Genomic DNA, 24,259 nt, shown 5'->3' on the forward strand with positions numbered 1-24,259 from the left:
GGCCTGCGGTGTCTGGATCCGGGCTTTTGCGGCACAATCATCAGCCCGCCACTTTGGTCACCGTTTCGATGAGCTGCAACAGCCAGAAAATCCGCAACCTGCGTCAGCAGATCCCCACGTTCGACTGCGTGCCGGGCTGCCACGACTGCTGCGGGCCGGTGACCACGTCGCCCGAGGAAATGGCCCGGCTGCCGCGCAAGACCCGCGCCGAGCAGGATGCCGCGCTGGAAGAACTCAATTGTGTGCACCTGGGGCCGAATGGCTGCACGGTGTATGAAGAGCGACCGCTGATCTGTCGATTGTTTGGTACGACCAAGACGCTGCCATGCCCGAACGAGCGGCGGCCGGTGGAGCTGATTCATCCGCGGGTGGAAAAGCATATATTCGAGTACATGGCGGCGAATCGGCAGGTGTTGGTGTAAGCGATCGTTCCCACGCAGAGCGTGGGAACGATCATTACGGTGATCAATCCGGAATCGGCAGGCACAGGCTCTCTTTCACCTCTTCCATGACGATATAGCTCTTCGATTCACGCACATGCGGCAGCTTCAACAGAATGTCGCCGAGCAGTTTGCGATACGAGGCCATCTCGGAAATCCGTGCCTTCACCAGATAGTCGAAATCCCCTGACACCAAATGACACTCCAGCACATGCGGCAGCTTCAGCACCGCGCGTCTGAATTCTTCGAATGTGTCGCCGGATTTGTAGTCGAGGCTGATCTCGACGAACACCAGCAGGCTACCCTTCAAATGCTGCGGATTGAGCCGGGCGTTGTAGCCCATGATGATCCCCTCGCGCTCCAGACGCCGCACACGCTCGGTGCACGGCGTGGTCGAGAGGCCGACCTTTTCCCCCAGTTCGGTGAAGGAAATCCGCCCGTCCGCTTGCAGGATGCGCAAGATGTTGCGGTCGATCTTGTCCAGCTCACGTTTGGTCTGAGTGTTGGTACGCATAGGGGATGCGCCTCCGTGAAAAGGGTTTTTGCCGAGAATTGTCGCCAAATATAGGCGCTTATATAGTGAAAAGCACTGGCATTTCTTTTTTACACTGCGCCCATCATTGCTCTAACAAACAGTTCGGCGAAAAGCCGCGATGAGGGATTGAAAATGCGCGTCATGGTCTTGGGTAGCGGCGTCATCGGTACCGCCAGTGCTTACTATCTGGCCCGTGCCGGGTTTGAAGTGGTGGTGGTCGACCGGCAGCCTGCTGCGGCCATGGAGACCAGTTTCGCCAACGCCGGCCAGGTCTCGCCGGGTTACGCCTCGCCGTGGGCCGCGCCGGGCGTGCCGCTCAAGGCCATCAAGTGGCTGCTGCAACGCCACGCGCCGCTGGCGATCAAAGCCACTGCCGACATCGAACAGTACCTGTGGATGGCGCAAATGCTGCGCAACTGCACCGCCAGCCGTTACGCGGTGAACAAGGAGCGCATGGTGCGTCTGTCCGAGTACAGCCGCGACTGCCTCGATGAATTGCGCGCCGAAACCGGTATCGCCTACGAAGGCCGCAGCCTCGGCACCACGCAGTTGTTCCGCACTCAGGCGCAGCTGGATAACGCCGCCAAAGACATCGCCGTACTGAAAGAATCCGGCGTGCCGTTTGAAGTCCTCGACCGCGCCGGTATTGCCCGCGTCGAGCCGGCGCTGGCAGGCGTGACTGACATTCTCGCTGGCGCGCTGCGTCTGCCCAATGACCAGACCGGCGACTGCCAGATGTTCACCACCCGTCTCGCCGAAATGGCGCGCAAGCTCGGCGTGGAATTCCGTTTCGGCCAGGACATCCAGAAACTCGACTACGCCGGGGATCGCATCAACGGTGTGTGGATCGACGGCAAGCTGGAAACCGCTGACCGCTACGTGCTGGCGCTCGGCAGCTACTCGCCGCAACTGCTCAAGCCGCTGGGCATCAAGGCCCCGGTGTATCCGCTCAAGGGCTACTCGCTGACTGTGCCGATCACCAACCCGGACATGGCGCCGACGTCGACCATTCTCGACGAGACCTACAAGGTCGCGATCACCCGTTTCGACAACCGCATCCGCGTCGGCGGCATGGCCGAGATCGCCGGTTTTGACCTGTCGCTGAACCCGCGTCGGCGCGAAACCCTGGAGATGATCGTCAACGACCTTTATCCTCAGGGCGGCAATCTGGCCGAAGCGAGTTTCTGGACCGGCCTGCGTCCGACCACGCCGGACGGTACGCCGATCGTTGGCGCCACGCCGTTCAAGAATCTGTTCCTCAACACCGGTCACGGTACGCTCGGCTGGACCATGGCCTGCGGTTCCGGCCGTTTGCTCGCCGACCTGATGGCGAAGAAAAAGCCGCAGATCAGCGCCGAAGGCCTCGATATTTCCCGTTACGGCAACCAGACCCAGGAGTCCGCAAAACATGTCAATCCAGCGCCAGCTCACCAATGAGCGCATGAGTCAGATCGTCAGCCACAACGGCACCGTGTATCTGGCCGGGCAGGTCGGCGACGACTTCGACGCCGGAATTGAACAGCAGACCCGCGAGGTGCTAGCCAACATCGAGCGCCTGCTCGATCTGGCCGGGACGGACAAGCAGCATCTGTTGTCGGCGACGATCTACCTGAACGACATTGAAGCGCACTTCGCCGGGATGAACGCGGTGTGGGACCAGTGGCTGCCAAAAGGCGCCGCACCGGCCCGTGCCACCGTCGAAGCGAAGATGGCCAAGCCAAGCATTCTGGTGGAGATCTCCATCGTCGCCGCGCTGCCATAACGTTTTACAGATCCCTCTCCCGGTGCTGTTGGCGGTTCACGTCGTCAGTCAACGCCGGTTTTTCTTCCCATGACCGCCCAGAAGTCTGCCGCCATGCGTCCTGCCCGTGCCCTGATCGACCTTGAAGCCCTGCGCCACAACTACCGAATTGCCCGCGAAGTCACCGGCGCCAAGGCGCTCGCCGTGATCAAGGCGGACGCCTATGGCCATGGCGCGGTGCGTTGCGCCCAGGCGCTGGAAGCCGAGGCTGACGGGTTTGCGGTGGCCTGCATTGAAGAAGCATTGGAGCTGCGTTCCGCCGGGATTCGCGCGCCGGTATTGCTGCTGGAAGGCTTCTTCGAAGCTGACGAGCTGGCGTTGATCGTCGAGCATGATTTCTGGTGCGTGGTGCATTCGCTGTGGCAACTCGAAGCGATCGAGCAGGTAGTCCTGAGCAAACCGATCACGGTATGGCTCAAGCTCGATTCCGGCATGCACCGCGTCGGCCTGCATCCGAAAGACTACCCAGCGGCCTATCAGCGTCTGCTGGCCAGCGGCAAAGTGGCGAAAATCGTGCTGATGAGCCACTTCGCCCGCGCTGATGAACTGCATGCGCAAAGCAGTGCCGAGCAGGTCGCGGTGTTCGAAGCGGCGCGTCAGGGGCTGGCGGCGGAAGTCAGCTTGCGCAACTCGCCAGCGGTGCTCGGATGGCCACAAATCCAAAGCGACTGGGTACGTCCGGGCATCATGCTCTACGGCGCGACCCCGTTCGAAGAAGCCAACGCCGTCGCTGAACGCCTGCAACCGGTGATGACTCTCGAATCGAAAGTCATCAGTGTGCGTGAATTGCCGGCCGGCGAACCGATCGGCTATGGCGCCAGATTCATCACCGACAAGCCAATGCGCATCGGCGTGGTCGCCATGGGCTACGCCGACGGTTACCCGCGTCAGGCGCCGACCGGCACACCCGTGCTGGTGGCGGGCAAACCCAGCCGCCTGCTGGGGCGCGTGTCGATGGACATGCTCTGCATCGATCTGACCGACGTAGCGGAAGCGGGGCTTGGTTCAACTGTCGAGCTGTGGGGTAAAAACATCCTCGCCAGCGACGTGGCAAAGTGGGCCGATACCATCCCGTATCAGATCTTCTGCAACCTGAAACGGGTGCCAAGGCTCTATTCCGAGGGTTGACGCCGCTGCGGGGGCCAGCTGTTGTAAATACTGAACGCTGTCGCCATGATAACGCTCAATATTCTTACAACATCAGGAGGCTCCCGCCTTGGACGTCGGTGAACGACTGCAATCGATCCGCAAGCTCAAAGGGCTTTCCCAGCGTGAACTCGCCAAACGCGCGGGCGTCACCAACAGCACCATTTCGATGATCGAAAAGAACAGCGTCAGCCCTTCGATCAGTTCGCTGAGAAAGGTGCTCGGCGGCATTCCCATGTCGATGGTCGAGTTCTTTTCCGAAGAGATCCTGCAGGACCAACCGACCCAGATCGTCTACAAGGCCAATGAGCTGATCGACATCTCCGACGGCGCCGTGACCATGAAACTGGTCGGCCGCGCCCACCCGAGCCGCGCCATCGCCTTCCTCAACGAAATCTACCCGCCGGGCGCCGACACCGGCGAAGAAATGCTCACCCACGAGGGCGAGGAAACCGGAATTCTGGTTGAAGGTCGCCTGGAGCTGGTGGTGGGGCTGGAAACTTTTATCCTCGAAGCCGGCGACAGCTACTATTTTGAAAGTACCAAGCCGCATCGTTTCCGTAACCCGTTCGACGTGCCGGCGCGACTAATCAGCGCAGCCACGCCGGCGAATTTTTAAGCAGAAGGCGCCAGGCCGATATGGCAAAGGCCCCCGAACCGATTTACCGATGGGCAACAAGACCCCTCTAACCATGGGGTTGTTTCAGTACAGCGGCCTACCCGCTATACTTGCGCCCGCCTGCGAACCGTGGCCGCAGGCGTGAATAGCCACCATTGAGGGTGAACGCGTGAACCTAATTATGAAAATGCTGGCTGCACCAGCAACCGTACTGGCCCTCTGGGCTGTCAGCGCTCAAGCTGCGACAAATGACGACATCGCCAAACGCCTTGAGCCCGTCGGCCAGGTGTGTGTTCAAGGGCAGGAATGCAAGGGTATGGAAGTGGCTGCTACCGCTGGCGGTGGCGGCGGAGCAAAGGCCCCTAAAGACGTGATCGCCAAGCACTGCAACGCTTGTCACGGCACGGGCCTGCTCGGCGCGCCGAAGATCGGTGACACCGCAGCCTGGAAGGAGCGGGCCGATCACCAGGGTGGTCTGGATGGCATCCTTGCCAAGGCCATCACCGGCATCAACGCCATGCCGCCAAAAGGCACCTGCGCCGATTGCTCCGATGAAGAGCTCAAGGGCGCGATCAAAGAGATGTCCGGTCTGTAATCAGCGGCGCCTTTGAAAAAAACCGTCTTCGGACGGTTTTTTTGCGCCTGCAATCTCACTGCATGTTTTTCGTGATGTAGGCGCCGGCAGAATTGAGCACCGCTTTGTACACGGCGTAAGCATCGGTATCTTCAGGCGCTATTTGCTCGCAGCGCCCTCCTGATATCTGCCTGAGATCACATCCTGGGATCGACATGATGAGGGGAGAGTGAGTAGCGATGATGAACTGCGCGCCGCCGCGCGACAGCTCCATTATCCGGTTGATAAAAACCAATTGCCTCAACGGGGATAACGATGCTTCCGGCTCGTCGAGCACATACAGACCTTGGGCTTTGAATCGATGTTGAAACAACGCCTCCATGGCTTCACCGTGCGACAGGCAATGCATATCCACGCCGCCGTAGTAGCTCTTTATTTCGGGATCAAAGCTCGCCTCTGCATCAAGCTTGCGAATTGCAGTATTCAAGTTGTAGAAGGTTTCTGCCCTGTAGAAAAAAACGTCCTTCTCCCTTCGGTAGCCTTTTGAGAGCGTCAGGCTTTCGTACAGTTTTGAATGAGTATTCTCAGTCGAGAAATTGAAATTCTTCCCACCGCCTTCTGGATTGCAGCCTGACTTGATGGCAATAGCTTCAAGTAATGTGGATTTCCCAGCACCATTTTCGCCAATAAAAACCGTTATCGAGTTGCGCAGTTCAACGGGGAAGAGGTTTTGCAGCCGGTCACCCACCGTCATGTCTGGCTTCAGGCGTATTTGCTGGATAAACAGATCATTCATATCGATGCCCTCTGAAGATTCTATCGACGGATACCTTCACGCCAATCACCGTTATGCCGAGTCTTATCGAACCAGTGCTGGCCATGGTAAAAATTCCGATATAACCGAGACAGGCAATAAGACGCTCGCCAAATAATTCCGGCGTGGCAGCGGCGCTGAAGAAAATAACCGATACCGTCCCCGCCGATATAGCCATTTCCGGCCAGAAGGATTGTATGGCGCTTGCTTTCAGATACTTGTAGCGTGCTCTTACCGTGTCCTTCAAATATCCATAGCTTCTGATGAGTTGCATTTTACTTTGCTTGCCATCGCTGGAAGCGTTGAAAGCGCTGATAAGCGACTCCTTGTACAAATCTTCCTTCGACATTTCCGCTGCATATAGCCGCTGAATTACAGGCTTGGCAAATCTCAACTGCACGCACGTCAACACAATAATTAAAGCGATGGGCAGGAAGAAATAGATGTTTTCCCGGAGCAGAATATAGGCTGCGGAAACCGTCAAAATGCAAGAGCCCATGAGATGGATTGTGTCATGAATGACGGAAGCAATTTTTTCCGCGTCTTCTTTTATCAATGTCACCCGAGAACATAATGGAGAGGGGCGTTTATCATGCACAATGAAGTTGATAAGTAGAAAGCGGGATCTTGCTTCTATGAGCGTTGCCAAGGAATTGCCCAGAGCTTGGCTTGATAGCTTGGTTAGAAAAACAGCGATAAGAGTGAAATAAAATTCAGCGTTAATGGAGCCAGTAGTAAGAGCCGACAGGCTCTTTGCGATGACTGATGGTATTAACAATTGACATATACTTGCTACGGTAAGGCAAATAACCGAAAGCAGAAAAACGGTCAGGTTATTTCGCAAGCATATAAACATAGTTCAATGCCCCTCGTGCTGCAGTTCGTAGCTACGAATTCGACTACGTCTATAAGATGCCTCTCTGCTCGAGTAGTAGATAGATATCAGTGACATCGTGGGGCTCAGAACGAGTTCAAGATAGATGGCTGAGGCAAAAATTGAGCCTATATTCGTTTCGCCAACGCTTAGCAGATGGGCCGATACCAATAATAAAAACACTATCGCTACCGGATAACATGTGCTTGACATTGATTCGAATGTTGTGGCTTTGAGACTTGAGCGAAAAGCGAGGCGCTCGATATTTTTTATATCGATCTTGATCCTGTTGGTGTATGGCTTCGCATTAAGCAAAAGCTCACAGATGGCGCCTATTGTTACGGTGTTTTCTTGAACGTACTCAGCAAACAGTGAGTTGCTATTTTTTCGAGTTATAAGGTATGCCGCAATAGCATAAACGAGGCCTATAAGTGGTGCGAGTGCCAGAAGTGGATGATAGTGGGCAGTCACCAGGAGAGCAGCGATAATGATGCTGCAGTTCAGCGATACATCCAGATAAATTGAGTGATACAAATATATCGAGCCATCAACGTCGCCATCGATGAGTTCGATCCGCTCGCCTGGTTTTTGCGTATGCTCGAAGCTTCTGTCTAGTAGGTGATTCAGGATTGCCTTCTTCAGAATAAATCTTGTTTTGGACGCGGTTTTTTGTAGATAGATGTTGGCTGCCAGCTTTAATGGGGGCGTGGCGATGAGGAGGAACGAAGCGCCCGCGAGCGCGTACAAATAAAAGCTGTCGCTTGCCAGATACAGATTGATTGAGGCGCCAATTAAATAGGGGGGTGCGCTCGTTAAAATCGCAATGCCTACACCAAAGCAGCAGAGTATCAGGTTGCTTTTCATTAGAGGTCAGCGCTTCCGAAGCGAGAGGTCCTTTTTTGCAAAGCGTTTGAATCTTGCGTCCAATGCTAGCTATGTATGAAATAAGTACAATTGAGACGCGTCTGGTAGTTGCGCGTGATTGAATTACAGGTGATGTAGGAAAAAAGCTGTGCGCTTGTGAGGCAGTTCGTCTTGCTGACTCAACAGAGGCGATTCGCCCTATGTCGAAACTTTGGCCATTTTTTCGCACCAATCACCTTCCCTCGGAAGTAATTCCCCGGCAATCTCGGTCTACCCCTATCAACGGAACGGGCGGGAGGCTTCAGATGGTGCAGTTGTGTTCGATCGAACAGGCGGTGGACGACGTATTGGCGCGTTTGCCTGCGCACATCCACATGGGCCTGCCGCTGGGGTTGGGCAAGCCGAATCACTTCGTCAACGCGCTGTACCAGCGCATCAAGAACCTGCCCGAGCGGCAGCTGACGATCTATACCGCGTTGTGCCTCGGTCGGCCGAATCTGGGCGATGGCTTGCAGAAGCGCTTTATCGAGCCCTTTGTCGAGCGCGTGTTTGGTGATTATCCGGAGTTCGATTTCCTCGCCGATCTGCAGCGCGACAGCCTGCCCGCCAACATCCGCATCCAGCAGTTCTTCATGCAACCCGGTAGTCTGCTCAACAGCGCGCCGGCGCAGCAGGATTACGTCAGCAGCAATTACAGCCATGCCGCCCGCGACATCAACGCAGCGGGTCTCAATCTGGTGGCGCAATTGCTCGCCAGCAGCAGCGAACACCCTGATCGCTTAAGCCTGAGCTGCAACCCGGACATCACCCTCGACCTGTTGCCGATGATCGCCAAGCGTCGCGAAGCGGGGGAGACCATTGTGCTGGTCGGCCAGGTGCATACGGATCTGCCGTACATGCCCGGCGATGCGGAAGTCGACATCGACACGTTTGATCTTCTGATCGACGAGAAGGACAGCAGCACGCTGTTTTCAACGCCGAACATGCCCGTGGGCTTTCAGGATCATTTCATTGGCTTGCACGCCAGTACGCTGGTGCGCGATGGCGGCACATTGCAAATTGGTATCGGCTCGATGGGGGATGCGTTGACTGCTGCGCTACTTGCCCGTCAGGCCGATAACGCCGGTTATCAGGCGTTGCTCGGTGACATCAACCTCAGTCAATGGGCGCAATTGATCCAGCGCGAGGGCGGCACCACGCCATTTGCCAAAGGCCTTTACGGTTGCAGCGAGATGTTCGTCAACGGGCTGTTGGTATTGGCGGATGCCGGGATCATTCGGCGCAAGGTCTATCCGGATGTGCCGACTCAGGAGCAGGCCAACGCCGGTACCCTCGACGAAGCCGCGCAGCCCGACGGTATCTCGGTGCACGGCGGCTTCTTCCTTGGCCCGCGCAGTTTTTATGAGCGGCTGCGCGAGTTGCCGCAAAGCAAGCTGCTGGAATTCAACATGACCCGCATCAGCTACATCAACGAGCTGTACGGCCAGGAAGAGCTCAAGCGCTTGCAGCGCATCGATGCGCGCTTCATCAACACCGTGTTCACCATGACACTGCTCGGCGCCGGCGTGGCTGATCAATTGGCGGACGGACGCGTGCTCAGCGGGGTAGGCGGCCAGTACAACTTTGTTGCTCAGGGCCACGCGCTGGAGGGCGCGCGATCGATGTTGATCCTGCGCAGCTGGCGCGAGTCCGGCGGCGAAGTCAGCTCCAATATCGTCTGGGACTACGGCCACTGCACGATCCCGCGGCACCTGCGCGACATCGTCGTCACCGAGTACGGCATCGCTGATCTGCGCGGCAAACCCGACGCGGCGGTGATCGAAGCGTTGCTCAATATCAGCGACTCGCGGTTTCAGCCGGGGTTGATCGAACAGGCGCAGACAGTCGGCAAGCTGCCGAAGGACTTCCGTCTCGATCCACGATTTGCCGACAACACACCGCAACGTTTGCAGGCGATTGCCGCACGGCATCCGAACCTGTTTCCGGAGTATCCGCTGGGCTGTGATTTCACCGCCATCGAACGGGATCTGCTGCGGGCGCTGAACTGGCTGAAGAGCAAGTTCAAGCTGACGGAGATTCTGGAATTGGGCAAGGCAGCGCTGGATGCGCCGGAGGCCTCGCAATTTCCGGAACACTTGGAGCGCATGCAGCTCACCAATCCGGAAGGCCTCAAGGAAGACCTGTTCCAGCGCTTGCTGCTCACCGGCCTGAAAGCCACCGCGCAGTAACGGCTCACCGCAAAACCTGTAGGAGCTGCCGAAGGCTGCGATCTTTTGATCTGTTTCAAGATCAGGATCAAAAGATCGCAGCCTCGTTTCACTCGACAGCTCCTACAGGGGAGCGGTGGTGTGGCGTTACTCGATGAAGGTGACGACGCCATCCTTCAGCGATTGCACGCGAGCCAGCGACTCGACGCGGTAACCCTGCGAGTCCAGTTCGGCGCGGCCGCCCTGGAACGACTTTTCGATGACGATGCCCAGACCGGCAACGGTGGCGCCGGCCTGTTTGATGATCGAGATCAGCGCTTGCGAGGCCTTACCGTTGGCCAGGAAGTCGTCGATGATCAGCACGCGGTCGCTGCTGGTCAGGTGGCGCGGGGAGATGGCCACGGTGCTTTCGGTCTTCTTGGTGAACGAGTAGACGGTCGCCGAGAGCAGGTTTTCAGTCAGGGTCAGCGACTGTTGCTTGCGGGCGAAGATCACCGGCACGCCGAGGTTCAGACCGGTCATGATCGCCGGGGCGATGCCCGAGGCTTCGATGGTGACGATCTTGGTGATTCCCGAATCCTTGAACAGCGCGGCGAATTCGTCACCGATCAGCTTCATCAGGGCCGGGTCGATCTGGTGGTTCAGGAAAGCGTCGACTTTCAGGACCTGATCGGAAAGCACGATGCCTTCTTCGCGGATTTTTTTGTGCAGTGCTTCCACAACAGCTTCCTCTGTTGGCGCGATGGGCGCCGAAGGTAGATTAAAAAGTAGTCGATTCTAGCGCTTTAACATCGCGCGTATGTCAGCCAATGCGCTATTGCCACGCACGGCTTTGACTTCAGTCGGGGTGTCGTCGTTGCCTTCCCAGGCCAGATCGTCCGGCGGCAGTTCATCGAGGAAGCGGCTCGGCGCGCAGTCGATGATCTCGCCGTACTGCTTGCGCTTGGCGGCGAAGGTGAATGCCAGGGTCTGGCGGGCGCGGGTGATGCCCACGTAGGCCAGGCGGCGTTCTTCTTCGATGGTGTCGGCTTCGATGCTGGAGCGGTGCGGGAGGATTTCCTCTTCCATGCCCATGATGAACACGTAGGGAAATTCCAGCCCTTTGGAGGCGTGCAGCGTCATCATTTGCACACCTTCGGCGCCGTCCTCTTCTTCCTGCTGGCGCTCGAGCATGTCGCGCAGCACCAGTTTGCCGATGGCGTCCTCGACGGTCATTTCGCCGTCTTCGTCTTTTTCGAGGGTGTTTTTCAACGCCTCGATCAGGAACCAGACGTTGCCCATGCGGTAGTCCGCAGCCTTGTCGCTGGAGCTGTTGGTGCGCAGCCAATTCTCGTAATCGATGTCCATGACCATGCTGCGCAGCGCCGAGATCGGATCTTCGCCGGCGCACTGCTCGCGGACCTTGTCCATGAAGCGCTTGAAGCGCGCCAGGCGATCAGTGAAGCGGCTGTCGAGATGTTCGCCGAGGCCAATTTCGTCGGTGGCGGCGTACATCGAGATCTTGCGCTCGGTGGCGTAGTTGCCGAGCTTTTCCAGGGTGGTCGAGCCGATCTCGCGACGCGGCACGTTGATCACGCGCAGGAAGGCGTTGTCGTCATCCGGGTTGACGATCAGGCGGAAGTAGGCCATCAGGTCCTTCACTTCCTGGCGACCGAAGAAGCTGTTGCCGCCGCTCAGGCGATACGGCACCTGATGGTGTTGCAGCTTCAATTCGATCAGCTTGGCCTGGTAGTTACCGCGATAGAGAATCGCAAAATCGCTGTACGGGCGGTCGGTGCGCAAGTGCAGGCTGAGGATTTCCATGGCCACGCGCTCGGCTTCGGCGTCCTCGTTGCGGCAGCGAATCACGCGGATCTCGTCGCCGTGGCCCATCTCGCTCCACAGCTGTTTTTCGAATTCGTGCGGGTTGTTCGAGATCAGCACGTTGGCGCAGCGCAGGATGCGGCTGGTGGAGCGGTAGTTCTGCTCCAGCATCACCACTTTCAAGGACGGATAGTCGTCCTTGAGCAGCATCAGGTTTTCCGGGCGCGCGCCACGCCAGGCGTAGATCGACTGGTCATCGTCGCCGACCACGGTGAACTGGTTGCGCTTGCCGATGAGCATCTTCACCAACAGGTACTGGCTGGCGTTGGTGTCCTGGTATTCGTCGACGAGCAGGTAACGGACCTTGTTCTGCCATTTTTCGAGAATGTCGGCGTGTTCTTCGAAGAGCTTTACCGGCAGCAGGATCAGGTCATCGAAGTCCACCGCGTTGAACGCCTTGAGCGTGCGCTGATAGTGGGTGTAGACGATGGCAGCGGTCTGTTCCTTGGGGTTGCGCGCGTTTTCCAGGGCCTGGGCGGGCAGGATCAGGTCGTTTTTCCAGGCGCCGATCATGTTCTTGATCTCGTCGACGCCATCATCGCCCGCGTATTCCTTCTGCATGATGTCGGTCATCAGGGCTTTGACGTCGGTCTCGTCGAAGATCGAGAAACCGGGTTTGTAGCCCAGCCGCGCATGCTCCTTGCGGATGATGTTCAGGCCCAGGTTGTGGAAGGTGCAGACGGTCAGGCCACGCCCTTCGCCGGCACGCAACAGGGTACCGACCCGCTCTTTCATCTCGCGCGCGGCCTTGTTGGTAAAGGTCATGGCGACGATGTACTGGGCGCGGATGCCGCAGTTCTGGATCAGGTGCGCGATCTTGCGCGTGATCACGCTGGTCTTGCCGGAGCCAGCACCGGCGAGCACCAATAGAGGGCCGCCGACGTAGTTCACGGCTTCTTGCTGCCGGGGATTGAGTCGGGACATACGAAAATTCGGGAGTCGTTGACGAAATGGGCCGGCATTTTAACAGGCTCAGCGATTTCTGCTGCTCTGTCCGACTTGTGACGCAGCACGCGATTCAGATTTGCCGCTTTTGTTACTTTCACGCAGGATACGCGGGGATTTTGCGGCTAATGTTCTCATTCGTGACACAAAATAACGTTTAGAGGTCGTTGTCATCAGACAACGCATTGGTCATTGTTCAGCACACCGGCATAATGCCCCGCCTACATCATTGCAGAGTCTAGGGAGTCAGCTTGTCTACGCCTGTCGAACCCTTGCGTTTGCTGCTACTGGCCGAAGAGCCAGCGTGGACAGCGTTGTTGCGTGAGTGTCTGGCTCCGATGGGGAGCGCGGCGGTGCTGATCAGCGCGCCGAACTGGGATTCGGTCAGCCGCCTGTTCGAGGACAACCGCCACGCGGTACTGCTGACCCTGCCAGCGTTGCAACCGGCGCCCGGGCGCTGCAGCCTGCCGACCGTTCTGCTGCTGGAGCACGAGCCGGCCACCGCGCCGGTCGGTGTCAGCGACTGGCTGGTGTTCGACGCCCTCGACGCCGGCATGCTCCAGCGTTGCCTGCGCCATGTGCGCGAGCGCGGCGTGCTGGAAAACACTCTTCAGCGCCTCGCCGAACAGGACCCGCTGACCGGTATCGCCAACCGTCAGGGCTTCCAGACTCTGCTCACGGCGCGCCTTGCCGAAGGCGACGGTCGCGGTCTCGCCCTCGGCCATCTCGATCTCGACAATTTTCGCCATGCCAACGACGCCCTCGGGCATCAGGCCGGGGATCGTCTGATTCTGCAGGTCGTCGCGCGGCTGAAAAGTCAGCTGGAGGCCGGCGATCAACTGGCACGGCTGGGCAGCGATGAATTCGCTCTGCTGATCGATACCCGCCGCGCGCCGCAACGCGCCGAGTGGATGGCCGAACGCATCACTGAGGCGTTGGCCGAACCTTATTGGATCGACGGCGAGAGCCTGCTGATCGGCTCCAGCCTTGGCATCGCCCATGCCCGTGCCAACGGCGGTGCCGATCCACTGATGTGGCACGCGCATATCGCCATGCAGCAGGCCAAGAGCACGCAGGGCTGCACCTTTCATATCTTCAACGAACGCATCAACCGCAACGCGCGCAGCATGGCCGACCTCGAAAGTGAACTGCGCCGGGCCTTGCGCCGCGATGAGCTGGAACTGCATTACCAGCCACGCCTGAATCTTGAAGACGGCCAGATTGTCGGCCTCGAAGCGCTGGTGCGCTGGCGTCATGGCGAGCGCGGTCTGTTGCCACCGAGCGAGTTCGTCCCGCTGGCCGAGCAGAGCGGTCTGATCGTGCCGTTGGGCTACTGGGTCATTTCCCGCGCCTTGCGCGATATGCAGGCGTTGCGCGAGCAGGGGCTGCCGGCGCTGCACATGGCGATCAATCTGTCGTTCCGCCAGTTTCAGGACAGCCAGTTGCTGCCGACACTCAGCCGCCTGATCGCCGAGCGCGGCGTCGAGGCGCAGTGGCTGGAATTCGAACTGACCGAAACCGCCGTGATGCGGCGCAGCGATCTGGTCAAACAGACCATGGATGCGCTCGGCCGCCTCGGTGTGCGCTTCTCGCTGGACGATTTCGGCACCGGGTTTTCGTCGTTCGTGCACCTCAACAGCCTGCCGATCACCTTGCTGAAGATCGACAAGAGTTTTGTCGGCGGCATGGAACAGCGCGAAGAGAATCGCAAACTGGTGCACGCGATGATCAACCTTGCGCACAACCTGCACCTGGAAGTAGTTGCCGAAGGGGTCGAGACGCCGGAGCAACTGGAGTTGCTGCGCGGGTTCGGCTGCGATCAGGTGCAGGGTTACCTGATCAGCCGACCGCTGCCGCTGGATGAGTTGGTGGAATATCTGACCTTTGGAGCCAGTCAGCAGGCTTCGGTGGAAGCCATTTAAAAGATCGCAGCCTTCGGCAGCTCCTACCTTGGAATGTGTTCCCTTGTAGGAGCCGCCGAAGGCTGCGATCTTTTGATCTTAATCCGCGCCGATGGCCTCGAACCTCTCTGCAACTGGCTCGCGCCGAATCATCCGCTGCATCTTCCATTCGAACGCCAGCGTCAGGCTCACCGCCGCGCACGCCAAGCCCAGCGCCAGACCCCACCAGACACCCGTCGGCCCCCAATTGAGATGGAACGCCATCCACCACGCCGCCGGCGCGCCAATCAGCCAATAGCAAGCGAGCCCCACCAGAAACGTAGTCTTGGCATCCTTGAGCCCACGAATACAGCCCATGGCAATCGTCTGCGTGCCGTCGAACAGCTCGAACCACGCCGCTACTGCCAACAGGCTCACCGCCAGACGGATCACCTCGGCAAACGCCGGATCGTTGTGGTCAAGGAACAGGCCGACCAACTGGTTCGGCCACAGCCAGAACACCAGGGCAAAACCGAGCATCACCACGGCGCCGAAGGCGATGCCGACACGCCCGGACATGCGCGCATCCACCAGTTGCCCGGCGCCGTAGTGTTGGCCGACGCGCATGGTGATGGCGTAAGACATCCCGGCCGGGACCATGAAGGCCACCGACACGATCTGCAGGGCGATCTGATGCGCACCCATTTGCGTGCTGCCCATTGTGCCCATGCACAACGCGGCAAAGGCAAACAGCCCGACTTCCACCGCATAGGTGCCGCCAATCGGCAGGCCCAGACGCCACAGTTCTTTCAGGTATTGCCGGTTCGGCCGCGACAGGCCGGCGCGCAACGGATAAGCGTCATACGCCGGATGCCGACGGATATGCCAGGCCAGCGCCAGTGCCATGCAGTTGGCGACAATCGCCGTGACCAGACCGATACCGGTCAGGCCCAGTTGTGGCAGGCCGAACATGCCGGTGATCAGCGCGTAGTTGAGCAGGAAGTTGGCCACCGTACCGGCGAGGCTGATGACCATCACTGGCGTCGCCCGGCCAATCGCACTGGTAAAACCGCGCAGGGCCATGAAGCTCAGGTAACCGGGCAGGGCGAAGGGCAGGGCGATGAGAAATTGCCCGGCGGCGTTGACGTTGGTTTCGGTTTGGCCGAACAGCAGCAACACCGGTTTGAGGTTCCACAACAACAGCCCGGCGCCGAGGGCCATCAGCCAGGCCAGCCACAGTCCGGCCTGGGTCAGGCGCGCGGCACCGATGATGTCGCCGGCACCCTGACGGATTGCCACCAGTGTGCCGACCGCTGCAATCACGCCGATGCAGAAAATCGACACGAACGAGTAGCTCGCGGCACCGAGGCCGCCACCGGCCAGCGCTTCGGGGCTGAGGCGCGCCATCATCAGGGTGTCGGTCAGCACCATCAGCATGTGCGCCAACTGCGAAGCAATCAGCGGCCCCGCCAGCCGCAGAATGGCCCAGAGTTCGGTACGCACAGGATGCTGCATGGTCATCACCACCCAAATTTCAGAGGGAACAGAAGAGCGTCGATTCTCGGCGCTTGGCAGGCTTTGCACAAAGGGATAAAAAGGATGGGTGGCATGATTAATACTCATCCTGAATCGTCCTGCCGAATTGGCTGTATCCCCGCTATTGGAGCTTTGTGTATGTCCCGACGCCTTCCGCCGTTGTATGCCCTGCGCGCATTCGAAGCGGCAGCGCGACACAGCTCGTTCACCCGCGCGGCGGAAGAACTGTCGATCACCCAGAGCGCGGTCAGTCGGCACATGCGCACTCTTGAAGAACACTTCGCCTGCCGGCTGTTTCATCGCAGCGGGCGCAACCTGCAACTGACCGAATCGGCGCGTCTGCTGCTACCCGGTATCCGCGAAGGCTTCGCCGCCCTTGAGCGCGCCTGCAACACCTTGCGCGCCGAGGACGACATCCTGCGCATGAAAGCGCCATCGACCCTGACCATGCGTTGGCTACTGGCGCGGTTGAGTCGCTTCCGCCATTTGCAGCCGGGCAATGAGGTGCAACTGACCAGCGCATGGATGGATATCGATTCGGTGGACTTCAACAACGAACCATTTGATTGCGCAGTTTTGCTCAGTGACGGGCATTTCCCGCCGGACTGGGAAGCGAGCCTGCTGTTTCCCGAGGAATTGATTCCGGTCGGCGCGCCGAACCTGCTCAATGATCAACCTTGGGATGTAGCGCGTCTGGCGGCTGCTGAGCTGCTGCACCCGACCCCGGATCGCCGTGACTGGCGCAGTTGGCTGGAGCGCATGGGTCTGTCCGAGCAGGTTTCGCTCAAGGGCGGGCAAGTGTTCGATACGCTGGAGCTGGGCATGATCGCCGCGGCGCGTGGCTACGGCGTTTCGATGGGTGATCTGTTGATGGTTGCCGAAGATGTTGCGCAGGGGCGCTTGAGCCTGCCGTGGCCAACGGCCGTCGCCAGTGGCCTGAATTATTACCTGGTCTGGCCGAAACCGCGTCCGGGAGGTGAACGTTTGCGCCGTCTCAGCGATTTTCTCCAAGGCGAAGTCCGCGCCATGCAATTGCCGGCGGTAGAGCGCTTGAGCTGAAACGTTAGAGCCGGCACAATGCCATCACTGCGATATACCCACGCAATGCGCTCAAGTATTCGGTTTTACCGCCGACTACGAGCTTGTGGAACCGTCGTGCCGGTTTCGCGCTACACCCCACTATTAGAATATTTTCCGGGCAATTACCGCGATCAAGGAGGATTCGGTGGCTCGGCCAGGAGCTGTTCATGTCTCAACCTCGTGCTCGGATCGCCTCGCAGCTGGGCCTTGCCCTTGCTGTGATACTGGCGATAGTCATCAGCGGCAGTACGGTGTTCGCCTTGCGTTCGCTGGATTCCGCCAACCTCGCCACCCGTGAAGAGCATCTGGCCAGTGAGGCCCGGCTGCTGGCCGATCAGCTGAGTACCTTCCACGGTACGTTGCGTGAAAGCACCCTGCGCCTGAGCGGGCTGTTCGAAAAGCGCTTCGGCAGTGGTTTGAGTGTGCACCCCGATCAGCCAGTGACCGTGGCCGGCGTGCAGACCCCGGGCCTGCATCTGGGCAACGAGGTGCTGAACAACAACTTCAAGGAAGTTGACGAGTTCAAGCAGATGACCGCTGGTGTGGCCACGGTATTCGTGCGCAGCGGCGAAGACTTCATTCGCGTCAGCACCAACGTCAGCAAGCAGGACGGCACCCGTGCCATCGGCACCGTGCTCGATCATGCCAACCCGGCGTACGCGAAGTTGATGGCGGGGCAGAGTTATGTCGGCCGTTCGTTGCTGTTCGAGCGCTACTACATGTCGCAGTACACCCCGGTGCGCGATGCGGGCGGCAAGATCATCGCCGTGCTGTACGTCGGCTTCGACTACACCGATGCGCAGAACGCGCAGTTCGCCAATCTCAAGCGCTTCCGCATTGGCAAGACCGGCTCGCTGGCGCTGCTCGACGAGCAGAACAAATGGCTGGTGCCGATTGCCGGTGTCGAAAACCTGGATCAAGCCGCCCCGACCATCAACAACCTGGTGAAAACCCCGGGCAAGGGTGAGTTCTGGAGCGACAAGGGTGAGGACTTCTACAGCATCGCCGTGCCGTTCGAAGGTGGCCCGTGGTCGGTGGTGGCGAGCATGCCGAAAGCCGAGATCCGCGCGGTGACCTGGAGTGTCGGTACGCAACTGGCGATCGGCAGCCTGCTGGCGATGTTGCTCGCGGTCGGTTCCGTGGTCTGGCTGCTGCGCAGCAAACTCGCACCGCTGGGCGATCTGGTGCGTCAGGCCGAAGCCTTGGGCGCGGGTGATCTGAGTGTGCGGCTGAACGTATCGAGCCACGATGAAATCGGTCAGCTGTCCCGCGCGTTCAACCAGATGAGCCAGGCGCTGTCGACCATGGTCGAGCACATCCGCCGCGCTTCGGAAGAGGTCAACAGCCGTGCGCAGGCGCTGTCCGGTTTGTCCGGTGGTGCTTACGAAGGCATGGAGCAGCAGTCGGGCGAAATCACCAGCATGGCCGGCGCCGTGGAAGAGTTCAGCGCCACCTCGCTGAACATTGCCGACAACATGGGTGCGACCCAGCGCCTGGCGCAGGAAAACGCTCAGCAGACCCAGATCGGCCGCAGCTCGATGGAAGAAGCGTCGTCGTCGCTGGAGCAGATCGCTGGCGCGCTGAACAGCACCGCCAGCGTGATCAACACGCTGGGGCAGCGCTCGCAGGAAATCGGCGGGATTGTCGGCGTGATCACCTCGATCGCCGAGCAGACCAACCTGTTGGCACTTAACGCTGCCATCGAAGCCGCGCGTGCCGGTGAGCAGGGTCGCGGTTTTGCCGTGGTCGCGGACGAAGTGCGCAGCCTCGCCTCGCGTACCCGTCAGGCGACCGATGAAATCTCCAGCATGATCCACAGCATCCAACAGGAGACCGGCAACGCGATCAGCACCATGGAGCAGGGCAATGTGCTGATGCAGGAAGGCCTGTCGCGCAACGCCAATGTCGCCTCGGCACTGGCGCGGATCGATGAGCAGAGCCGTTCGGCAGGCCAGCAGTTCGCCGCGATCACCACCGCCACTCAGGAGCAGAGCAGCACTGCTACGTTGCTGAGCAGCAATTTGCAGAGCATCGCCTTGGCCAACAGCGAGCAGCGTGAGGTGGTGTCGAACCTGGCTGTCACCGCTAAAGAGCTGGAGAAGCTGGCGGCGGATCTGCGTTCCGAGGTTGACCGCTTCCGTTGATGCGTCTCTGAAACAGCTACCGCGAGCAGGCTCGCTCCCACAATTTCCGGGGTAGTTCACAAATGGTGTGAACACCCGAAAAACCTGTGGGAGCGAGCTTACTCGCGAATGCTCTTGAAGAAACCGACCTTTGCACTTGCTGAAACGTTTCCGCAGCGCTATAAAAATGGCACAACTCCAATAAAGGCTGCTGCCATGACCCCGCTCAAACTCCTCGTCGCCCTCGGCGCATTCTCTGCCGCTTCTCATGCCATGGCTTGGGACTATGTCCTGCTCGACGCCAGCACTCCGGCAAAAAACTGGACGATCACCAGTGAGCAACTCGGCGTAAAAACCGCCAAACCGTTTTCCGTGACCCTGCGTACCCTGCATGGCGGTCGTCAGGAGGGCGTCAGCATTGTCGATATCGATAACGGCACGATGAAGCTGTCGGTCGTGCCGACCCGTGGCATGAATGTGTTGCAGGCTTCGGTGGGCGACGTGCGGATGGGCTGGGATTCGCCGGTCAAGGACGTGGTCAACCCGGCGTTCATCGAACTCAACGGTCGCGGTGGCCTGGGCTGGCTCGAAGGTTTCAATGAACTGGTCACCCGTTGCGGTTACGAGTGGGTTGGCCATCCCGGCATGGACAACGGCGAATTGCTGACCTTGCACGGTCGCGCCGCCAACATCCCGGCCAGCACCGTCACTTTGCACATCGACGAGAAGCCGCCGTATGCCATCACGCTGCGTGGCGAGCTGAAAGAGCAGGCATTCAAGAAAGTCGATTTCTCGGTAGCGACCGAACTGGTCACCGAACCGGGAACCGCCAGCTTCGCCCTCAACGACACCCTGACCAACAACGGCGACTATGCGAAGGAATATCAGGCGCTGTATCACAGCAACTTCAGCACGCCGTTTCTTGAGCAAGGGGCAAAATTCGCTGCGCCGGTGAAGCAGGTGTCGCCGTTCAACGAGAAGGCCAAGGGTGATCTGCCCGACTGGCAGACCTATCGCGGGCCAACCAAGGACTACGACGAAACCGTCTACAACGTCGTGCCTTACGCCGACGCCAAGGGCGACACCTTGACCGTGTTGCACAACAAGGCCGGTAGCCTCGGCGTATCCGTTGGCTTCAACACTCAGCAGTTGCCAGTGTTTTCGCTGTGGAAAAACACCGACACCCAAGGGCAGGGCTACGTCACCGGGCTGGAGCCGGGAACCAGTTTTTCCTACAACCGTCGCTATCAGCGGCCGTTGAATCTGGTGCCGACCATTGCCCCAAAAGAACATAAACAGTTCCAGATCAGCTACAGCCTGCTGGCCGACAAAGGGGCGGTGGACAAGGCCCTCAAGCGCGTGACCGAGATTCAGGCCGGTCGCGACACTGAAGTGCGTCAGGCACCGCTGGTTGATCTGACTGAGCATTAAGGTGTCGCCGGCCGGTATTGCAGTGCCTCGGCCAGATGCTCGCGGGTAATCGCATCGGCCTGTTCAAGATCCGCCAGCGTGCGCGCGACCTTGAGCAGGCGATGCGCCGAGCGCAGCGACAGGATCAGTCGCTCGCAGGCCGCCTCCAGCCATTTCTCGTCAGCTGTGGATAACTTGCAGTGACGCTTGAGCCCCGGCAGATCGAGAAACGCATTGGCACAGCCCTGACGTTTCTGCTGACGCTCCCGCGCTTCGGCCACCAACGCCGCAGCGCTGGCGCTGTTTTCGCCGGGCTTGGCTGCTGGATTCAATGCGGTTGCCTCCCGCGCCACGGTCAGGTGCAGATCGATCCGATCCAGCAGCGGCCCTGACAGCTTGTTGCGATAGCGCTGGACCATGTCCGGTGTGCACGAGCATTTGCCGCTGGGTTCGCCAAGATATCCACAGGGACACGGATTCATCGCTGCCACCAATTGAAACCGTGCGGGGAAACGCACGCGATCCTTGGCCCGAGCGATGACGATATGCCCGGACTCCAAGGGCTCGCGCAGCACTTCCAGAACCTTGCGATCAAACTCCGGCAACTCATCGAGAAACAGTACGCCATGGTGGGCGAGGGTGATTTCGCCGGGTTGCGGTTTCGAGCTGCCACCGACCAATGCCGGCCCTGAAGCCGAATGGTGCGGTTGCCTGAACGGCCGCTGCGGCCAGTGAGTCAAGGGAACCCCGCTGGCGACCGATTGAATCGCTGCCACTTCCAGCGCTTCGCATTCGGATAGCGGCGGCAATAATCCTGGCAGACGACTGGCCAGCAGCGTCTTGCCGGTTCCCGGAGGCCCGCTGAACAACAAGTTGTGCGCCCCCGCTGCGGCAATCAGCAGTGCGCGTTTGGCGGCTGTCTGCCCCTGCACCTCGTTGAGGTCGGGATAGGGTTTGGCGGCATGCATCAAGCCATCTGATGTGTACGGCTCGACCGGCGTGTGCCCATTGAAATGCGCCACCGCTTCCAGCAAGTGATCGACTGCGAACACTTTCAGCCCCGAAGCCAGGCACGCCTCTTCCGCATTCGCTCGAGGCACCACCAACGCCCGCCCGGCCTTGCGCGCCGCCAGTGCCGCCGGCAGCACGCCACGCACTGGTCGCACGGCACCGGACAATGCCAATTCACCCAGACATTCCACCTCGTCCAGCGTCAGACACGGCACCTGCACGCTGGCCGACAAAATCCCCAAGGCAATCGCCAGATCGAAGCGCCCGCCATCCTTGGGCAGATCCGCCGGCGCCAGATTCAAGGTGATCCGCCGCGCCGGAAATTGCAGCCCGGAATTGATGATCGCACTGCGCACCCGATCCTTGCTCTCCTTCACCGCCGCTTCAGGCAGGCCGACCATGGTCAGCGAGGGAAGACCGTTGGCCAGATGAACTTCGACGGTAACAGCGGGGGCTTCCACGCCAATCTGGGCGCGACTGTGGACAATGGAGAGGGACATGGTCGTTCCTTGAGCTGAATCGGGGAGCCGCTTCCTGCGGGTTTTTGAAGGGTAGTAGGGCGAAGCCATTTTAGTGGGGTGAGTGGAGCGCAAAAATTTCGCAGGATGTTGCCGCAAGAAATGCCAGGAACTCGCCAGGCCATGGCAAACGGGAATAGGGGAGAGTTTGTGTAGGAGATAGCAACGGGTTCAGTAAGAACCAGCAAGCATGCGTAGTCCGTTTCTGAAAGTCCTGAGAGAACACCCAAATCGCAAGATCATCTGTTTGCGCTAATGATTTTCACGAATTAACTCAGCGTTAATGCATAACGTTAAGCTTTAAACTATGATCGTTAGCTTCAGATGTCCTGAAACCGAATACCTGTTCCGAAGTGGTAAAACCCGTTTCTGGTCAGCCATATTGAGTGTCGCGGAACGTAAGCTGACGATGCTTGATGCGGCAGCTGCGTTGGCTGATCTCCGATCTCCTCCCGGAAATCGGCTCGAGTCTCTGGGAGGCGATCGGAAGGGGCAATGCAGTATTCGTATCAACGCCCAATGGCGAATTTGCTTCGTCTGGGGCCTGAATGGGCCCGAGGATGTTGAAATCGTCGATTATCACTGAGGTGAATATGACCAAGAATGGTATGCGTCCGGTCCATCCCGGCGAGATCCTCAAAGAGGAGTATCTGGAGCCTTTGAGCCTTACAGCCGCTGCGTTGGCGAGAGCATTGAGCGTGTCTACTCCGACGGTGAACGATATCGTGCTACAGCGCCGGGGCATCAGCGCTGACATGGCTATAAGACTTTCAATCTGTCTGGACACCACTCCTGAGTTTTGGCTGAACCTCCAATCGACCTACGATCTGCGAAAAGCCGAAATTGAAAGAGGAGCTGCAATCCGTGATCAGGTCGAGCGGCTGGCACATTGCGCTTGATAGTGAATCTAGGCAGTGGAGCTGAAGGCTGCTTGAAGGAAAACGCTTGAAGGTTTTTTTTTCGACGCCTTCAAAGCTGAAGAGCGTGCCCAACCTTCACTGTCAGTAGTGGTGCTATTCAGCCGGCGGATTCAGTTTCGCCTCCATCTCCGCCACCTTCGCTTCAAGACTCTCAAGCCGTGCCCGCGTGCGAGCCAACACCACCATCTGACTATCAAACTCTTCCCGGCTGACCAGATCGAGTTTGCTGAAGGCACTTTGCAGGAGCATTTTGAACTGGCTTTCGATTTCGGCTTTCGGCAGCGGGGTGTCGCCGTTGAACAGGCGGGAGGCGGTGCCGCTCAGGGCGTCGAGGAAGTCTTTGGGCGCGAGCATGGGAAATGTCCTGGAAACAATGGCCGGCAGTGTATCACGCAGTGTCTATAGTCAATCCCGTTGCACGGATGCACGCTTTTCGCGCAGGGGGACGGACGGTGGCGCACCGTTGTTGTGCGTATCGGCAAAAGCTTTTCTGCCCGAGCGCGTGCAACAGGGGCCAAGCGATTGAAATGCAGGGTTTTTGCCGAGCTGGCAAGGTTTCTGCTTAGTCACCCTCGACCCATGCACTGATGCAGTCGCTGTGACGAATGCAGTGCGGCAGACGAAGCGGGGAGTTTCGTCTGATGCGGTTAGCTGGCGTCAACGATGCGTTACAAAGCCAGGCACTGCGCTTAGACTTGAGACGGGTTTGTTTTCCTGGGGCAAGTCCACCAATTCGGGAGAGAGTTTCATGAAGCTAGTCACTGCCATCATCAAGCCGTTCAAGTTGGACGACGTGCGCGAGTCGCTGTCCGAAATCGGCGTGCAGGGCATTACCGTTACTGAAGTCAAAGGCTTCGGCCGGCAGAAGGGTCACACCGAGCTGTATCGCGGCGCGGAATATGTGGTCGATTTTCTGCCCAAGGTGAAAATCGACGTGGCCATCGACGACAAGGATCTGGATCGGGTTATCGAGGCGATAACCAAAGCGGCCAACACCGGCAAGATCGGTGACGGCAAGATCTTCGTGGTCAATCTGGAACAGGCGATCCGCATCCGTACCGGCGAAACCGATACCGACGCGATCTAAGCGCCGCCACAA

At 59.0% G+C, this 24,259-nt stretch carries 23 protein-coding genes; 14 read left to right on the forward strand and 9 right to left on the reverse strand.

Translation table 11 applies throughout. The features are described from left to right. Positions 1-68: 68 nt before the first annotated feature. Complete coding sequence (locus D8U60_RS13680) at positions 69-422, forward strand: YkgJ family cysteine cluster protein (RefSeq protein WP_071172244.1); 354 nt, start codon at positions 69-71, stop codon at positions 420-422. Between the two features lie 43 nt (positions 423-465). Here D8U60_RS13680 and D8U60_RS13685 read toward each other — a convergent pair whose 3' ends face one another. Further along, positions 466-954, reverse strand: coding sequence for an Lrp/AsnC ligand binding domain-containing protein (locus D8U60_RS13685; protein WP_010465173.1), 489 nt, complete (start codon positions 952-954; stop codon positions 466-468). A gap of 153 nt (positions 955-1,107) precedes the next feature. On the opposite strand from D8U60_RS13685, the gene dadA reads away from it, so the two are divergent. The 5 genes from dadA (at position 1,108) to D8U60_RS13710 (ending at position 5,136) form a co-directional block, all read left to right on the forward strand. Further along, complete coding sequence (gene dadA, locus D8U60_RS13690) at positions 1,108-2,412, forward strand: D-amino acid dehydrogenase (RefSeq protein WP_130900301.1); 1,305 nt, start codon at positions 1,108-1,110, stop codon at positions 2,410-2,412. Next, entirely contained in the window at positions 2,384-2,737 is a 354-nt protein-coding gene (locus D8U60_RS13695) for a RidA family protein (protein ID WP_041476645.1), read from the forward strand. Before dadA ends, D8U60_RS13695 begins: the two co-directional genes overlap by 29 nt. Positions 2,738-2,830: 93 nt before the next feature. Then, the gene (gene alr / locus D8U60_RS13700; protein WP_130900302.1) at positions 2,831-3,904 is read left to right on the forward strand and encodes an alanine racemase; all 1,074 of its coding nucleotides are present in this window, start codon (positions 2,831-2,833) and stop codon (positions 3,902-3,904) included. An 88-nt stretch (positions 3,905-3,992) separates the two neighbouring features. Then, on the forward strand, positions 3,993-4,541 hold the full coding sequence (locus D8U60_RS13705) for a cupin domain-containing protein (RefSeq protein WP_016772566.1): 549 nt from the start codon (positions 3,993-3,995) through the stop codon (positions 4,539-4,541). Positions 4,542-4,722: 181 nt separating this feature from the next. Next, complete coding sequence (locus tag D8U60_RS13710) at positions 4,723-5,136, forward strand: c-type cytochrome (protein WP_125925557.1); 414 nt, start codon at positions 4,723-4,725, stop codon at positions 5,134-5,136. A 55-nt stretch (positions 5,137-5,191) separates the two neighbouring features. Here the strand turns inward: D8U60_RS13710 and D8U60_RS13715 are convergent, their stop codons facing one another. From D8U60_RS13715 to D8U60_RS13725, 3 genes are read right to left on the reverse strand one after another with little or no spacing between them, the layout of a single operon-like run. After that, positions 5,192-5,911 carry an AAA family ATPase gene (locus D8U60_RS13715; protein WP_130900303.1) on the reverse strand — a complete coding sequence of 240 codons (720 nt, stop codon included), beginning with the start codon at positions 5,909-5,911 and terminating at the stop codon, positions 5,192-5,194. Continuing rightward, positions 5,904-6,785: an ABC transporter ATP-binding protein gene (locus D8U60_RS13720; RefSeq protein WP_130900304.1), complete on the reverse strand. Its 882-nt coding sequence runs from the start codon at positions 6,783-6,785 to the stop codon at positions 5,904-5,906. The genes D8U60_RS13715 and D8U60_RS13720 overlap by 8 nt, the downstream gene beginning before the upstream one ends. 3 nt (positions 6,786-6,788) lie before the next feature. Next, on the reverse strand, positions 6,789-7,667 hold the full coding sequence (locus D8U60_RS13725; protein WP_130900305.1) for an ABC transporter transmembrane domain-containing protein: 879 nt from the start codon (positions 7,665-7,667) through the stop codon (positions 6,789-6,791). Between the two features lie 305 nt (positions 7,668-7,972). Here D8U60_RS13725 and D8U60_RS13730 point away from each other — a divergent pair, with 305 nt between their 5' ends. Continuing rightward, positions 7,973-9,895, forward strand: coding sequence for an acetyl-CoA hydrolase/transferase C-terminal domain-containing protein (locus tag D8U60_RS13730; protein ID WP_130900306.1), 1,923 nt, complete (start codon positions 7,973-7,975; stop codon positions 9,893-9,895). Positions 9,896-10,021: 126 nt separating this feature from the next. Here the strand turns inward: D8U60_RS13730 and D8U60_RS13735 are convergent, their stop codons facing one another. Both D8U60_RS13735 and rep read right to left on the reverse strand, forming a co-directional pair. Further along, positions 10,022-10,594 carry a xanthine phosphoribosyltransferase gene (locus D8U60_RS13735; RefSeq protein WP_016772573.1) on the reverse strand — a complete coding sequence of 191 codons (573 nt, stop codon included), beginning with the start codon at positions 10,592-10,594 and terminating at the stop codon, positions 10,022-10,024. 57 nt (positions 10,595-10,651) lie between these two features. After that, positions 10,652-12,661 carry a DNA helicase Rep gene (gene rep, locus D8U60_RS13740; protein WP_016772574.1) on the reverse strand — a complete coding sequence of 670 codons (2,010 nt, stop codon included), beginning with the start codon at positions 12,659-12,661 and terminating at the stop codon, positions 10,652-10,654. A 272-nt stretch (positions 12,662-12,933) separates the two neighbouring features. Between rep and D8U60_RS13745 the strand changes: the two genes are divergently transcribed. After that, positions 12,934-14,604 (forward strand): bifunctional diguanylate cyclase/phosphodiesterase, encoded by a 1,671-nt coding sequence (locus D8U60_RS13745; RefSeq protein WP_130900307.1) that lies wholly within the window; start codon positions 12,934-12,936, stop codon positions 14,602-14,604. Between the two features lie 78 nt (positions 14,605-14,682). Here the strand turns inward: D8U60_RS13745 and D8U60_RS13750 are convergent, their stop codons facing one another. Next, positions 14,683-16,077, reverse strand: coding sequence for a NorM family multidrug efflux MATE transporter (locus D8U60_RS13750; protein ID WP_125925375.1), 1,395 nt, complete (start codon positions 16,075-16,077; stop codon positions 14,683-14,685). 159 nt (positions 16,078-16,236) lie between these two features. On the opposite strand from D8U60_RS13750, the gene D8U60_RS13755 reads away from it, so the two are divergent. The 3 genes from D8U60_RS13755 (at position 16,237) to D8U60_RS13765 (ending at position 20,732) form a co-directional block, all read left to right on the forward strand. Next, the gene (locus D8U60_RS13755; protein ID WP_071172126.1) at positions 16,237-17,157 is read left to right on the forward strand and encodes a LysR substrate-binding domain-containing protein; all 921 of its coding nucleotides are present in this window, start codon (positions 16,237-16,239) and stop codon (positions 17,155-17,157) included. 188 nt (positions 17,158-17,345) lie between these two features. Then, the gene (locus D8U60_RS13760) at positions 17,346-19,322 is read left to right on the forward strand and encodes a methyl-accepting chemotaxis protein (protein WP_016772578.1); all 1,977 of its coding nucleotides are present in this window, start codon (positions 17,346-17,348) and stop codon (positions 19,320-19,322) included. A gap of 195 nt (positions 19,323-19,517) precedes the next feature. Further along, on the forward strand, positions 19,518-20,732 hold the full coding sequence (locus tag D8U60_RS13765; RefSeq protein WP_122612288.1) for an aldose 1-epimerase family protein: 1,215 nt from the start codon (positions 19,518-19,520) through the stop codon (positions 20,730-20,732). Here D8U60_RS13765 and D8U60_RS13770 read toward each other — a convergent pair. Next, a complete protein-coding gene (locus D8U60_RS13770) occupies positions 20,729-22,222 on the reverse strand; it encodes a YifB family Mg chelatase-like AAA ATPase (protein ID WP_016772579.1) in 1,494 nt (497 codons plus the stop codon). The two genes, D8U60_RS13765 and D8U60_RS13770, sit on opposite strands and share 4 nt — an antisense overlap. Before the next feature lie 325 nt (positions 22,223-22,547). Between D8U60_RS13770 and D8U60_RS13775 the strand changes: the two genes are divergently transcribed. Further along, a complete protein-coding gene (locus tag D8U60_RS13775; protein ID WP_082228595.1) occupies positions 22,548-22,826 on the forward strand; it encodes a type II toxin-antitoxin system RelE/ParE family toxin in 279 nt (92 codons plus the stop codon). A gap of 7 nt (positions 22,827-22,833) precedes the next feature. Beyond that, a complete protein-coding gene (locus D8U60_RS13780; RefSeq protein WP_051600808.1) occupies positions 22,834-23,139 on the forward strand; it encodes a HigA family addiction module antitoxin in 306 nt (101 codons plus the stop codon). Between the two features lie 114 nt (positions 23,140-23,253). Here the strand turns inward: D8U60_RS13780 and D8U60_RS13785 are convergent, their stop codons facing one another. After that, entirely contained in the window at positions 23,254-23,514 is a 261-nt protein-coding gene (locus D8U60_RS13785) for an accessory factor UbiK family protein (RefSeq protein WP_122603430.1), read from the reverse strand. A gap of 394 nt (positions 23,515-23,908) precedes the next feature. Here D8U60_RS13785 and glnK point away from each other — a divergent pair, with 394 nt between their 5' ends. After that, positions 23,909-24,247 carry a P-II family nitrogen regulator gene (gene glnK, locus D8U60_RS13790; RefSeq protein ID WP_002555808.1) on the forward strand — a complete coding sequence of 113 codons (339 nt, stop codon included), beginning with the start codon at positions 23,909-23,911 and terminating at the stop codon, positions 24,245-24,247. Positions 24,248-24,259: the final 12 nt, after the last annotated feature.

This window comes from Pseudomonas sp. Sample_11 (genome assembly GCF_004307505.1).
Classification (GTDB): domain Bacteria; phylum Pseudomonadota; class Gammaproteobacteria; order Pseudomonadales; family Pseudomonadaceae; genus Aquipseudomonas; species Aquipseudomonas atacamensis.

What these genes read in the sequence shown, in the direction of transcription:
- D8U60_RS13770 (WP_016772579.1), bottom strand. Translation starts at nt 22,222, where the DNA reads ATGTCCCTCTCCATTGTCCACAGTCGCGCCCAGATTGGCGTGGAAGCC.
- D8U60_RS13755 (WP_071172126.1), top strand. Translation starts at nt 16,237, where the DNA reads ATGTCCCGACGCCTTCCGCCGTTGTATGCCCTGCGCGCATTCGAAGCG.
- dadA (WP_130900301.1), top strand. Translation starts at nt 1,108, where the DNA reads ATGCGCGTCATGGTCTTGGGTAGCGGCGTCATCGGTACCGCCAGTGCT.
- D8U60_RS13695 (WP_041476645.1), top strand. Translation starts at nt 2,384, where the DNA reads ATGTCAATCCAGCGCCAGCTCACCAATGAGCGCATGAGTCAGATCGTC.
- D8U60_RS13775 (WP_082228595.1), top strand. Translation starts at nt 22,548, where the DNA reads ATGATCGTTAGCTTCAGATGTCCTGAAACCGAATACCTGTTCCGAAGT.
- D8U60_RS13725 (WP_130900305.1), bottom strand. Translation starts at nt 7,667, where the DNA reads ATGAAAAGCAACCTGATACTCTGCTGCTTTGGTGTAGGCATTGCGATT.
- D8U60_RS13765 (WP_122612288.1), top strand. Translation starts at nt 19,518, where the DNA reads ATGACCCCGCTCAAACTCCTCGTCGCCCTCGGCGCATTCTCTGCCGCT.
- D8U60_RS13710 (WP_125925557.1), top strand. Translation starts at nt 4,723, where the DNA reads ATGAAAATGCTGGCTGCACCAGCAACCGTACTGGCCCTCTGGGCTGTC.
- D8U60_RS13715 (WP_130900303.1), bottom strand. Translation starts at nt 5,911, where the DNA reads ATGAATGATCTGTTTATCCAGCAAATACGCCTGAAGCCAGACATGACG.
- rep (WP_016772574.1), bottom strand. Translation starts at nt 12,661, where the DNA reads ATGTCCCGACTCAATCCCCGGCAGCAAGAAGCCGTGAACTACGTCGGC.
- D8U60_RS13720 (WP_130900304.1), bottom strand. Translation starts at nt 6,785, where the DNA reads ATGTTTATATGCTTGCGAAATAACCTGACCGTTTTTCTGCTTTCGGTT.
- D8U60_RS13730 (WP_130900306.1), top strand. Translation starts at nt 7,973, where the DNA reads ATGGTGCAGTTGTGTTCGATCGAACAGGCGGTGGACGACGTATTGGCG.
- D8U60_RS13780 (WP_051600808.1), top strand. Translation starts at nt 22,834, where the DNA reads ATGACCAAGAATGGTATGCGTCCGGTCCATCCCGGCGAGATCCTCAAA.
- D8U60_RS13785 (WP_122603430.1), bottom strand. Translation starts at nt 23,514, where the DNA reads ATGCTCGCGCCCAAAGACTTCCTCGACGCCCTGAGCGGCACCGCCTCC.
- D8U60_RS13685 (WP_010465173.1), bottom strand. Translation starts at nt 954, where the DNA reads ATGCGTACCAACACTCAGACCAAACGTGAGCTGGACAAGATCGACCGC.
- D8U60_RS13760 (WP_016772578.1), top strand. Translation starts at nt 17,346, where the DNA reads ATGTCTCAACCTCGTGCTCGGATCGCCTCGCAGCTGGGCCTTGCCCTT.
- alr (WP_130900302.1), top strand. Translation starts at nt 2,831, where the DNA reads ATGCGTCCTGCCCGTGCCCTGATCGACCTTGAAGCCCTGCGCCACAAC.
- D8U60_RS13680 (WP_071172244.1), top strand. Translation starts at nt 69, where the DNA reads ATGAGCTGCAACAGCCAGAAAATCCGCAACCTGCGTCAGCAGATCCCC.
- glnK (WP_002555808.1), top strand. Translation starts at nt 23,909, where the DNA reads ATGAAGCTAGTCACTGCCATCATCAAGCCGTTCAAGTTGGACGACGTG.
- D8U60_RS13750 (WP_125925375.1), bottom strand. Translation starts at nt 16,077, where the DNA reads ATGCAGCATCCTGTGCGTACCGAACTCTGGGCCATTCTGCGGCTGGCG.